Origin of the sequence: Actinoplanes nipponensis (genome assembly GCF_016862275.1) — a bacterium.
In the GTDB taxonomy this organism is placed as follows: domain Bacteria; phylum Actinomycetota; class Actinomycetes; order Mycobacteriales; family Micromonosporaceae; genus Actinoplanes; species Actinoplanes nipponensis.
Window position 1 is genome coordinate 34,101 of sequence record NZ_BOMQ01000099.1, and the last position, 11,807, is coordinate 45,907.

10 protein-coding genes are annotated in these 11,807 nt (G+C 72.7%); 4 read left to right on the top strand and 6 right to left on the bottom strand.

What is annotated here, in order from left to right:
• Position 1 precedes the first annotated feature (1 nt).
• Together qcrA and qcrB are read left to right on the top strand one after the other, a co-directional pair.
• Positions 2-1,102, top strand: coding sequence for a cytochrome bc1 complex Rieske iron-sulfur subunit (qcrA, locus tag Ani05nite_RS39245; protein ID WP_377880901.1), 1,101 nt, complete (start codon positions 2-4; stop codon positions 1,100-1,102).
• Positions 1,099-2,718, top strand: coding sequence for a cytochrome bc1 complex cytochrome b subunit (gene qcrB, locus Ani05nite_RS39250; RefSeq protein WP_203777007.1), 1,620 nt, complete (start codon positions 1,099-1,101; stop codon positions 2,716-2,718). The genes qcrA and qcrB overlap by 4 nt, the downstream gene beginning before the upstream one ends.
• A 117-nt stretch (positions 2,719-2,835) precedes the next feature.
• Here qcrB and Ani05nite_RS39255 read toward each other — a convergent pair whose 3' ends face one another.
• From Ani05nite_RS39255 to Ani05nite_RS39280, 6 genes are all read right to left on the bottom strand, one after another.
• A complete protein-coding gene (locus Ani05nite_RS39255) occupies positions 2,836-3,315 on the bottom strand; it encodes a hypothetical protein (protein WP_203777009.1) in 480 nt (159 codons plus the stop codon).
• A gap of 1,155 nt (positions 3,316-4,470) precedes the next feature.
• On the bottom strand, positions 4,471-4,758 hold the full coding sequence (locus Ani05nite_RS39260) for an Lrp/AsnC family transcriptional regulator (RefSeq protein WP_203777011.1): 288 nt from the start codon (positions 4,756-4,758) through the stop codon (positions 4,471-4,473).
• Positions 4,759-4,825: 67 nt separating this feature from the next.
• The gene (locus Ani05nite_RS39265; protein ID WP_203777013.1) at positions 4,826-5,662 is read right to left on the bottom strand and encodes a nucleotidyltransferase family protein; all 837 of its coding nucleotides are present in this window, start codon (positions 5,660-5,662) and stop codon (positions 4,826-4,828) included.
• Positions 5,659-6,174, bottom strand: a complete 516-nt coding sequence (locus tag Ani05nite_RS39270) for an NUDIX domain-containing protein (protein ID WP_203777015.1) — start codon at positions 6,172-6,174, stop codon at positions 5,659-5,661. Before Ani05nite_RS39270 ends, Ani05nite_RS39265 begins: the two co-directional genes overlap by 4 nt.
• Positions 6,175-6,205: 31 nt before the next feature.
• Positions 6,206-7,999 carry a RelA/SpoT family protein gene (locus Ani05nite_RS39275; RefSeq protein ID WP_203777017.1) on the bottom strand — a complete coding sequence of 598 codons (1,794 nt, stop codon included), beginning with the start codon at positions 7,997-7,999 and terminating at the stop codon, positions 6,206-6,208.
• Positions 8,000-8,087: 88 nt separating this feature from the next.
• The gene (locus tag Ani05nite_RS39280; RefSeq protein WP_203777019.1) at positions 8,088-9,887 is read right to left on the bottom strand and encodes a DEDD exonuclease domain-containing protein; all 1,800 of its coding nucleotides are present in this window, start codon (positions 9,885-9,887) and stop codon (positions 8,088-8,090) included.
• Positions 9,888-9,990: 103 nt separating this feature from the next.
• Between Ani05nite_RS39280 and Ani05nite_RS39285 the strand changes: the two genes are divergently transcribed.
• Both Ani05nite_RS39285 and Ani05nite_RS39290 read left to right on the top strand, forming a co-directional pair.
• Positions 9,991-11,475 (top strand): NYN domain-containing protein, encoded by a 1,485-nt coding sequence (locus tag Ani05nite_RS39285; RefSeq protein WP_239131081.1) that lies wholly within the window; start codon positions 9,991-9,993, stop codon positions 11,473-11,475.
• A gap of 109 nt (positions 11,476-11,584) precedes the next feature.
• Positions 11,585-11,806, top strand: a complete 222-nt coding sequence (locus Ani05nite_RS39290) for a hypothetical protein (RefSeq protein WP_203777021.1) — start codon at positions 11,585-11,587, stop codon at positions 11,804-11,806.
• The last annotated feature ends 1 nt before the right edge of the window (position 11,807 follow it).

Sequence of the window (11,807 nt, forward strand, 5' to 3'; positions counted from 1 at the left end):
TGTGAAGGAGCCGCACGGCGCCCATGGAGCCGGCACCGAGCCGGTCGACGTGAACGACCCCCGGCTGTCGCGCTTCGACATCGTCCGCGAGGGCGCCCGCCGCGACGACATCGAGATCGTCACGTACGAGTCGCAGTTCCAGGGCGTCAACAGCAAGGCCGAGAAGCGCGTCGTGCGCAACATCGCCTTCCTGTTCCTGCTCTCCGGCGCGGCGGCCCTGGTCTTCCTGGTCTTCTACATCGTCTGGCCGTGGGAGTTCAAGCTCGGCGTCGCCCGCAGCGACTACTTCACCCCGATCCTGGGCATCTCGCTCGGCGTGTCCCTGCTGGCGCTGGGCTTCGCGATCCTGTCCTGGGCCAAGAAGCTGCTGCCGCACGAGGTCTCGATCCAGGACCGGCACAACACGCCGTCCAGCGACGAGGACCGGCTGATCACCGGGCAGACCATCGCGTACCTCGGCGAGGAGCTCGGCGTGCAGCGCCGGCCGCTGCTCAAGGGCGCGATCGGCCTCGGCCTGGCCCCGCTCGGCCTGGTCGCGGCGGCGCCGCTCATCGGCGGCCTGATCCAGAACCCGCACAAGGGCGCCGAGCCGATGATGTACCACACCGGCTTCGACCCGGTGCCCAACGGCGGCAAGCCGGTCCGCCTCACCCGCGAGGACGGCACCGGGATCCGGCCCGAGGACGTCAGCGTCGGCGGCCAGATCACGGTGTTCCCGGGCATCCCGCACGGCGCCACCAACCAGTACGCCGACTCGCCGACCCTGCTGATCCACCTGCGGGCCGACGACGCCGCGGCGGCCCGGGCACAGAGCCAGGCCGACCCGATCAACAAGAACTCGATGTGGGGCAACTACATCGCGTACTCCAAGATCTGCACCCACGCCGGCTGCCCCGCCAGCCTGTACGAGCAGCAGACCAACCGGTTGCTCTGCCCGTGCCACCAGTCACAGTTCCTGATCACGGACAATGCGCGCCCGATCTTCGGTCCGGCGAGCCGCCGCCTGCCCCAGTTGCCCATCGAGGTGGACGATGAGGGGTTCTTCGTGGCAGCTTCGGACTACAAGGAAACCATTGGGCCTGACTTCTGGGAGCGGCCATGAGGCGCCGAAAGCTCGATCTAGCGCAGGTCCCTGCCAACGTCGGCAAGGGGCTCGACGACCGTTACAAGGCCGCCACCCCGCTGCGTGGCCTGTTGAACAAGGTTTTCCCGGACCACTGGTCGTTCCTGCTCGGCGAGATCGCGCTCTTCTCGTTCATCGTCCTGCTGCTCACCGGCGTGTTCCTGACCCTCTTCTTCGACCCGTCGATGAAGGAGGTCGCGTACGACGGCGCCTACCCGGCGCTGCGCGGCGCGGAGATGTCCCAGGCCTACGCCTCGTCGCTGGACCTGTCGTTCGAGGTGCGCGGCGGCCTGTTCATGCGCCAGATGCACCACTGGGCGGCGCTGCTGTTCATGGCGTCGATCGTCGTGCACATGGCCCGCGTCTTCTTCACCGGCGCGTTCCGCAAGCCGCGTGAGGCCAACTGGGCCATCGGCGTCGCGCTGTTCCTGCTCGGCTTCCTGGCCGGCTTCACCGGCTACTCGCTGCCGGACGACGGCCTGTCCGGCACCGGCCTGCGCATCGCCTCGGCGATCATGCTGTCGATCCCGGTCGTCGGCTCCTGGGTCTCGGCCTCCATCTTCGGCGGCGAGTTCCCCGGCGAGCTGATCATCGGCCGCTTCTACATCGCGCACGTGCTGCTCATCCCGGGCGGCCTGCTCGCGCTGATCAGCGTGCACCTGGGCCTGGTCTTCGCGCAGAAGCACACCCAGTGGCCCGGCCCCGGCCGGACCAACGACAACGTGGTCGGCGAGCGCATGTTCCCGCGGTACGCGCTCAAGCAGGGCGGCTTCTTCATGGCCGTCTTCGGCGTCATCGCCCTGATGGCCGGCCTGTTCCAGATCAACCCGATCTGGCTGTTCGGTCCGTACCGGGCCTCCGAGGTCTCCTCGGCGAGCCAGCCCGACTGGTACGTCATGTTCATGGACGGCCTGGTCCGCCTCATGCCGGCCTGGCAGATCAACATCCCGATCGGCGACGGCTACGTCATCCCGCCGCTGTTCTGGCCCGCGGTCGTCGGCCTGGGCGCGCTGACCACGATCCCGATGTTCTACCCGTTCATCGAGGCGCGGCGGCTCAAGGACAAGACGTCGCACCACCTGCTGCAGCGCCCCCGCGACAACCCGGAGCGCACCGGCCTGGGCGCCATGGCGTTCACGTTCTTCATCGTGGCCACCCTCTCCGGCGGCAACGACGTCATCGCCGACAAGTTCCACATCAGCCTGAACGCGATGACCTGGGCCGGCCGCATCGGCCTGGTGATCCTGCCGCCGCTGGCGTACTGGCTGGCGGTCCGGATCTGCCTCGGCCTGCAGCAGCACGACCGCGAGGTGCTGGCCCACGGCGTCGAGACCGGCATCATCAAGCGCGCCGCGGACGGCCGGTTCTACGAGGTCCACCAGCCGCTCGGCCCGGTGGACGACCACGGCCACCCGCTGCCGCTGGACTACGCGGGCTGGGTGGTCCCGAAGAAGATGAACCGCCTGGGCGCCCTGGCCCCCGCGGTGAAGGGCTTCTTCTACCCGGTCGAGAAGCCGGCCGAGGCGCCGGTGTCGCCCGGCATGCCGCCGGTGACCGCGCGCGAGGAGCGCGAGGAGATCACCTCCGGTCGGTAGTCGCTCAGCACGAAAGGGGCCCTTCGGGGCCCCTTTTCTGCGTTTGTCCTCGCGGGGTGGGTCATCCCCCCACGCCCGGTCTCGGCGGACCCGGTCTTCGCAGGCGCTCCGAGCCTGTCAGGCGTTCCGGACGGCGAGGTCCCCGACGGATTCGGCGTAGTAGAGCGACTCCGCCAGATGGAAGGCGATCTGCCGCGGCGACCAGGCCGGCTCGTCCCGCCGGTCGAGCTGGGCGGCAGTGAGCGAACGGAGCCGCACATCGAAGACCTGCGCCAGCCGGGTGAGCCGGCTGCGGGCCTCGTCGAGATCGGCGGCGGTGAACGCAGCCAGGTCGGCCGCGGTGGTGGTGGCGGAGGCATGCCAGGCGTCCGGAATCGTCGGCACGCCGGCCACCCGGGCCTCGATCTCGGCCAGGTGGTCGATCAGGCGGTCGGTGACCCGGCGGATGGCCTTGTGCGGGGTGTAGAGGCGGTCGCCGGCGGGGACCGGGACGCCGTCCCAGGAGGGCCAGGTCGCGGCCAGCTCGAGGACGCGGTCGATCATCCCGGTCACGACGTCGGCGGGGTGCCGGGTGTCGGTCTGGGGTGGGTTGGACATGGGGGCTCCCGGGGGCCGCGGCGTCGTTTTGGTGTGCGGCGGGATGGTAGCGGCAGGCTCCGACAATTCCGCGGGGTCGGTTGTGTGGGGTCGGTTGTGTGGGGTCGGTTTTGTGGGGTCGGTCTTGTGGGGGCGGTCTCGCGGGCCGATCCCGCGGGCCCGTCCCCGCGGGTCGGTCGTGCGGGCGGGCTTCGCGGGCCGGCTTGGCGGGCCGGGTGGCTGCCTGGCCTGGGATCTTCCCGCTGGCAGCGGGCGGTGGCTGGCCGGGGGCGGGGTGGGTGGTTGCGCTGGCTCGGGCGGGCGCGTGGTGACATGTGCTCGGACGCGGTTTCCGAGCTGCCGCGCTTGGCTGGCGTCTTGTTGGGGTCGTGGTCGTAGCGCTTTCGCGCCTCGCCCGGTGCCGCGTTGGGTTTGCGTGCGTGGGTGCTCTTTGTGTGGCGGGTTCGCGGGTGGGGTGCTTCCCGGCGGGCGGGGGGGCGTCGGATCGCTTGCGTGGTGCTTCCACGCCCGGCCCGGTGCCGCGCCGAGGCGCCTGCATGGCGCTCCCGCGACTAGCTCACGCCTTCTGCTTGGGGCTTCCGCGCCTGGCCGGCGCCCCTCCGTTACGCGCTTCGTTCTTGCCCAGCGCCGCTCCGCGCCTGCTGCGGATCCGCACGCCCGGCCGTCGGCTCTGCCCTCCCGTACGAGGTCGGACCTTCCCGCCCGGCCAGCATCGGCCTCTCGCCGGGCCGGCTACTCGCCCGGAGCCGGTTGCTCGTCCGAGGCCGGCCGAGCCGGTCGCTCGCGGGCCGTTCGCCCGAGCCGCTTGCTCGCCCGAGCCGGCCGAGCCGGTCGCTCGCGGGCCGCTTGCCCGGCCGGTCGCTCGCCCGAGCCGGTTGCTCGCGGGCCGTTCGCCCGGGGTGCTTGCCCGGCCGGCCGGCCGGTCGCTCGCCCGAGCCGGTCGCTCGCGGGCCGCTTGCACGGGCCGCTTGCCCGGCCGGTCGCCCGCCCGAGCTGGCCGAGCCGGTCGCTCGCGGGCCGCTTGCCCGACCCGCTTGCCCGAGCCGGTCCCGCCCAAGCCGGTCGCTCGCGGGCCGCTTGCCCGAGCCGGTCGCCCGCCCAAGCCGGCCGAGCCCGGCCGCCCGCCCAAGCCGCCCCCAGCGATCGCGCCCCGCCTCAGTCGGCGTCAGGCAGCCCGATCGCGAACGCATCCTCGAGGTCATGCTTCGAATAGGCCCGGAACGCGATATGCGACTCCGTGTTCAGCACCCCGGGAGTCTTGGAGATCCGCCCGGCGATGACCTCCGCGATCTCGTCGAACTGCGCGACCCGGACGATCGCGATCAGGTCCACGTTGCCGGCGACCGAGTAGACCTCGCTCACGCCGGGCAGCGCGGCGAGCGCCTCGGCGACCTCGGGGATCGAGTCGGTGGCGCAGTCGATGTGCACGATCGCGGTGTTCACGCGGTCTCCTCGGCGATGAGGCGGATACGGCAGGGTCGGTTCATGCTATCCACGCCCCGGCCCGTGGTCAGGTGGGGACGGTCAGGTCTTTGCCGGCGCGGATCGCGTCGTGCAGGGTCTCGCCCTCGCGGACTGTCGCCCCCGGCCAGATGACGCACCGGGTGACCGTGCCGTGGACCTCGGCGTGCGCGCCGATCACCGATGCGGTGACCCGGCCGGTGACCGTGGCGGTCGGATCGGTCTCGCCGGCTGCCGCGTGCAGGTTCGCCGTCAGGTAGTCCGCCGGGGTGCCGGTGTCGATGTAGACGCCGTCGTAGGTGACCAGCTCCAGCTCGCCGGCCGCTTCCGCCGGGCGCCAGGCCGTACGGACCAGGTCGGCGGGCTCGTCGGTGAGGTCGCGCACGTACCGCCAGGGCAGCAGGGAGAAGCCGGCGAAGCGTTGACCGCTGAAGCCGCCCTTGGCTCCGGGCGGCAGGGGACGGGTGAGCATCCGTGCCGTCTCGCCGCCCCACCCCTCCAGCAGCGCCGCGATGTCCCGGCCCGGCTCGCGCCGCGGGTCCGCCAGGTAGGCGTCCGCGTTGCCGATCAGCACGCCCCGGCCGTCGATCCAGCCGCGCAGCCGGCCGATGCCGCCAGCGGTGCCCAGCGGGCCGTCCGGCTCCACGGACAGGTGGGCGCGGTCGCCGACGTGGGAGACCACCTGGTCGGCGAGGTACGCCGCGTTGACGGCCACGTCGGACGCTCCGTGCAGGCCGAGGCCGCCGATCCGGGTGAGCGCCCGGTCGAGCAGCGCCACGTTGCCGACCGGGCAGAGCGCCTTGGGCAGCAGCTCCGTCAGGGGCCGCAGCCGCCGGCCCTCGCCCGCGGCCAGGACGACCGCGCAGACCTCGGCGGGGCCGGTCATCGCGTGGGCTGGGTCGCGCGCGGGCCCAGGCCGTAGATGCCCAGCACGACCTCCGTGTTCCGGGTGAGCCGGGGCAGGTCGTCGAGCGGGAACCAGCCGGCCTCCAGCACCTCGCCGCCGTCGACCACCAGCGGATTCGCCGACGCCGGGACCGAGCCCAGGAAGACGGTGTCGACCCAGCCCTTGGGGTGCACGATCGCGTTCGGCACCGCGGGGGTCAGCTCCTCGGGCGCGATGACCACGCCCGACTCCTCCGCCAGCTCGCGGGCCGCGCCCACCGCCGGCGGCTCCGCCTTCTTCAGCAGGCCAGCGGGCAGGCCCCAGCTGCGGCCGGGCGGCTGGCGCAGCAGCAACAGCCGGCCCGGGTCGGGGGCCTCGGCGTCGCGGATGATCGCCACGGCGCCGACGAGGTATTTCGGGACCACCAGGCGGACGATGCGGCGGCGCACGGAGTGCGGCAGCCGGTAGAACGCTTGATAAGCGACGCCGCGGAGCCGCCGGTGGATGTTCACCTCGTCAGGCTATCGGCCGGGTGCGACAGCCTCAGTCCGGGTGGTCGACCAGGGCGATGAGCTGCTCGACCACCTGATCGGGCTCCAGATTGCGCTCGGTGACGGCGACCAGCATGGTCTCCAGGTCGGGATAGCCGAGCTCCTCGCTCAGCCGGCGGAGCGGGACCTCGCTGGCCAGGCCGCGGTCGTGCTTGCGCAGGGTGAGCCCGATCGTGGCGCGGCCCAGCCGGACCTTGTCGGCGATGCTGATGCCGGGGGAGTTCTCCTCGGCGAAGTAGCGGTTGATCTGCATCTGGGCCTGGGTCGACTTCACGAAGCCCAGCCATTCCTTGCGGGGGCCGCGGGGCGCGGCGTGCGGCTCGACCTCGACGTGGCCGTCGGTCTCGGTGAAGATCTCCACCACGTCGCCGTCGCACAGCGGGGAGCTCAGCGGGGCCAGCCGGCCGTTGATGGTCGCGGCCAGGGTCTCGTCGCCCTTGTCGGCGCTGAGCTCGTACGCCAGGTCGACCGGGGTGGAGCCGGCGGGCAGGTCGAACGTGTTGCCGTGGGCGAACACCTGGATCTGGCCCTCGGCGAGGTCGCAGCGCAGCGAGGCGAGGAACTGCCCGGCGTCGGTGGTGTCCTGCTGCCAGTCCAGCACCCGTTTGAGCCAGGTGAGCTGGTCGGCCCCCGGGGCCTCGGCGCCCTCGGGCGACTTGGGGTAGCGGTAGCCGGTGGCCACGCCGTACTCGGCGCAGCGGTGCATGGACACCGTGCGGATCAGCACCTCGACGAGGCGGCCCTCGGGGCCGGTGACCGTGGTGTGCAGGGAACGGTAGAGGTTGTTCTTCGGCGAGGCGATGAAGTCCTTGAACCGGCCGGCGACCGGGCGCCACTGGCCGTGGATCGCGCCGAGCGCGGCGTAACAGTCGGTCTCGGGCCCGTCGACGATCACCGCGATGCGGGGCAGGTCGAGCGGGACGGAGTGGCCGCCGGCGACGGTGTCCTTCCAGATCGAGTAGTAGTGCCGGGGACGGGGCCTGACCTTGGCGTCCACCCGTGACCGGCGCAGCGCGGTCTGTGCCTTGGCCCGCACGTCGTCCAGGTACTCCGACCAGCCGGGACGGTTCTTCACGTGCTCTTCGATGCGGGCGTACGACTCCGGCTCGAGGTGGTAGAGCACCACGTCGTCGAGGTCGCGCTTGAGGGCCTGGATGCCGAGGCGGTCGCAGAGCGGGACCAGCACGTCGAGGGTGGCGGTCGCGATCCGGGCCCGGGAGGCCGGCGAGCGGGCGTCCAGGGTACGCATGTTGTGCAGCCGGTCGGCCAGCTTGATCACCAGCACCCGGACGTCCTTGCCGGCGGCCACGATCATCTTGCGGATCGTCTCGGCCTCGGCGACCTTGCCGTAGAACGCCTTGTCGAACTTGGTCACGCCGTCGACCAGGTGGGCCACCTCGGGGCCGAAGTCGCCCTGCAGCGTCTCCAGCGTGTAACTGGTGTCCTCGACCGTGTCGTGCAGCAGCGCGGCGACCAGGGTGGTCGTGTCCATGCCCAACTCGGCGCAGATCTGCGCGACGGCCAGCGGGTGCGTGATGTACGGATCGCCGCTCTTGCGGAACTGGCCGCGGTGCATGTTCTCCGCGACGGCGTAGCTGCGGCGCAGCACGCCCGCGTCAGCGGAGGGGTGGATGGTGCGGTGGGTGCGGGTGAGGGTCGTGACGGGATCGTCGTCGTTGCCCTGGAAGCTGAGGAACGAGCGCAGCCGGCGCGAAAGTGGGATCTCCCCGGCGGGCGGGGACAGGGCACGTCCAAGGGCGGCGCCGTGGCCGGCGTCGACGTCCACTCGGACACCCCCTCACCGATCGACCGCACGGTCCCGGAACGGTACGCACGGATCCCACCGATTTTCACGGCTTCGTGCGCCGCGTTCCTTACAGCCTAAGCGAGCGAGCGTCATCCGAACGGTCAGTTACCGATGAGCGAACGGACGAGTCTCTTCTCGACGCCGCGGCTTCCGCCCTGGTGAGCAGCGTAGTGAAGCGCGCAGCGCCACGCGCCGGTGACACCCAGTCGCCGGAAGTTTCCACCAGCCGGGTGTCGGGCCGTTCCAGCCAGGCCAGGATCCGCTCGGTCTCCTCGGCGGACGCGGCTGGCACCGGACCGGGTCCTGTCAGGACCGTCTCGGCGGTCGCGCGGGCCAGATCGAGGGTCGGCCGGGGGTGCAGCCGGGGCGGCGAGGTGGCCGCGGCGGCCAGCCGGCCGTGCCGGACCACGACGATCTCCCAGCCGTACGCGTCGTTGCGCCGGGCGGCCACCAGCTCGCCGATGCCGGTGAGGGCGCCGAGGCGTTGCATCCGGACGGTGGCGCGCAGCAGGGCCACCAGGCGGGACCGGATCACCGCCGCCTCCTCGTAGCGCTGCCGCTCGGCCAGCGCCTCGATGCGGTGCAGCAGGGCCTCCACCAGGGGCTCGGGGTCGCCGTAGGTGGCCGTGCGGAACGGCAGGGCGGCCCTGAGGGCGTACTCCTCCGGGGTGATCTCGTGCTCGCAGGGCGCCGGGCACCGGCCCAGCTCGGCCAGGGCGCAGGCCGGCGTGCGGGTCCGGACCGAGAGCTTGTGGGTGCACTGGCGCAGCGGCACGGCGTCGTAGACGCCGGCGGCGGCCAGCTCGGCCGTGCGGCGCGAGGAGAACGGCCCGAGATAGGCCGCGTCGTCGTCGGCCAGCGCCCGGACCACCGACAGGCGCGGATACGCCTCCGCGGTCAGCTTCAGCCAGACCACCCGCTCGGGATACTTCGACCGGCGGTTGTACGGCGGCGCGTGGGCCGCGATGAGCCGCAACTCGCGCACCTCCGCCTCCAGCGAGTGGGCGCACTCCACCGCCTCCACCCGGACCGCCGCGGCGATCATCTCGGACATCCGGGCCCGTTTCTCGCTGGCGGTGAAGTAGCTGCGCACCCGGGTCGCGATGTCGACCGACGTGCCGACGTAGAGCGGGCGCTCGTCGGCCGCGCGGAAGACGTAGACGCCGGGCCCGTGCGGTAGCCCGTCGGCCAGGTGGCGCTTGCGCCGCTGGGTCGGGGTGACCGCCTTGGCGAACTCGATCGCGTCGCCCAGGGTGTGCACCTTGAAGCTGCCCAGCCGCTCGATCAGCCCGTGCAGCACGTCGACCGTGGCCCGGGCGTCGTCCAGCGCCCGGTGGGTGGGCTGGACCGCGGCCCGGAAGAACTGGGCGAGCGTGCCGAGCTTGCGGTTGGGCACCTCGTCCTTGGTCAGCGCCCGGCGGGCCAGCGCGGCGGTGTCGAGCACCCGCAGCTGCGGCCAGGGGTGCCCGTGCCGGGCGCAGGCGGCCTTGAGGAAGCCGACGTCGTAGGGCGCGTTGTGGGCGACCAGGACGGCGCCGCGCAGGAACTCGAGCAGGCTCGGCAGGACCGCCTCGATCGGCGGCGCCGGGGCCAGCATCGCCTCGGTGATGCCGGTCAGCACCGTGATGAACGGCGGGATCCGTTCACCCGGGTTGACCAGGGTGCCGAGCACCCCCAGCTCCTCACCGGCGCGCACCTTGACCGCGCCGATCTCGGTGATGCCGCCGCCGTCCGGCGCCCCGCCGGTCGTCTCCAGGTCGAGGACCACGAAAGTCGTGTCCCGCAGGGACAGCGCCGCCGGGTCGACGGAGCCGTCGGCGCTCAGGAGGGTGTCCAGAGTGCCCTGCACGTATGCCGGTTGTGCCACGACGGGCAATTTAGAGAGGGGGTACGACAAACTCCCGCCCGCACGGGAAAAGATCACTTGCTACCGCAAGCTTTTCCGCTGCCCACGGTGGGAGAATGGAGAAATGTACGCGCCCCCGCCCGCCGGCGACCGCCCCTACGAGGAGGCGGATCGTGGCGCGCAGGGTGCCCGGGAACGGGCCGGCGAGGACGGCGTCACCGAGCCGGACCTGGTTGACGGCGGTGACCCGGAGCTTGATCCGGTCGCCGGGGACGCGGCGGACGATCAGGACGACGACGATCAGGGGCCGGAGCCCACGCTGCCGGAGGCCGTCCGCCAGCGCATCACCGTGCTGGCCGCGGCCGCCATCGCCGGGCTGCCGAACGAGGAGACGCCGGTGGCCCTGCGCCGGGTCGCCCGTTTCGCGCCCAATCGCCGGGCCCGGCTCGGCGGGCCGGCGATCGCCGCCCAGCTCGCCGCCGACCCGCTGTTCCGCCAGCGGATCAGCGGCCGCATCGTCACCGACGCGGGCGACCTCGGCGCCGCCGTGGCGAGCGGGATGGCGCCCGCGGCGGCGGACCCGGTGGAGGTCGCCGCGCTGGCCTACCTGGCCCGCCCGGCGGGCTGGCGCGAGCTGATCGGGGCGGCGGGCGAGTCCGTGCGCGCCGAGGCCGACGTCGCCGCGATCGCCGGTCAGATCCGCGACGCCGAGCAGCGGGCCGCCCGGGCCGAGCACGACCGCGCGGTCGCCCGGGTCGAGGCCGACAAGCTGCGCGACGAGCTGGCCCGGGTCCGCGAGGAGCTCGGCCAGGTGCGCGAGGAGGCCCGCGCCGCGTCCCGCGCCCTGCGCGAGACGCAGGCGGCCCAGAAGCGGACCGCCGACCTGCTGGCCACCGAGAAGGGCCGCGCGGCCAAGGTGACGGCCGATCACGAGGCCGAGGTACGCCGGCTGCGGACCCGTCTCGCCGAGGCCGAGGCGTCGGCCGCCTCGGGCCGGCAGAGCGCCAAGGACGCCCGGGCCGCCGACGAGACCCGCCTCTGGCTGCTGCTCGAGACGATCGGGCAGGCCGCGTCCGGGCTGCGCCGCGAGCTGGCCCTCGGCCCGACCGACAAGCTGCCGGCCGATTTCGTCGCCGACACGGCGGCCGACCGGCCCGGCGCGCTCGAACGCTCGCGCCCGCGGGCCCAGGACACCGACGACCCGGGCCGCCTGGACCAGCTGCTGGCCCTGCCCCGGGCGCACCTGATCGTGGACGGCTACAACGTCACCAAGCGCGGCTTCGCCGAGATGTCGCTGGAGCAGCAGCGCAAGCGCCTGATCACCGGGCTGGGCGGCATCGCCGCGCAGACCGGCGACGAGGTCACCGTGGTCTTCGACGGCGCCGAGCGGGTGCACGGGCTGCCGCCGGCCCCGCGCGGGGTCCGGGTGCTCTTCTCGCACAAGGGCGACACCGCCGACGAGCTCATCCGCCAGCTCGTCCGGGCCGAGCCGGCGGGCCGGCCGCTCGTGGTGATCTCGTCGGACCGGGAGGTCGCGGACGGGGTACGCCGGCACGGCGCGTACCCGATGGGAGCCGACTCACTGCTGCGCCGGCTGGCCCGCTCCTGATTTTTGTCATACCCCCTCCATAGCGTGACTGTCACCGATGGTGGTCGGTCCGCGACAGCTTCCCCCTTCCCCGGGCGCGGGCCGCACCCCCCACGATGCGGAGGAAAAGATGATCATCGACTGCGGGCGCTGCGCCGAGCGGACCGATGAATGCAACGGGTGCCTGGTCAGCACGTTGTACGACACCCCCGACGGCATCGCCGACCTGACCCCCGGCGAGCTGCGGGCGATCGAGACGTTCGAGCTGGCCGGCTTCGAGGTGGAGCTGCTGGAGACCCCGGAGCCGCCGGTCGCCGTCCCGCTCTACCCGCGCCGCCGCCACGTGGCGTGAT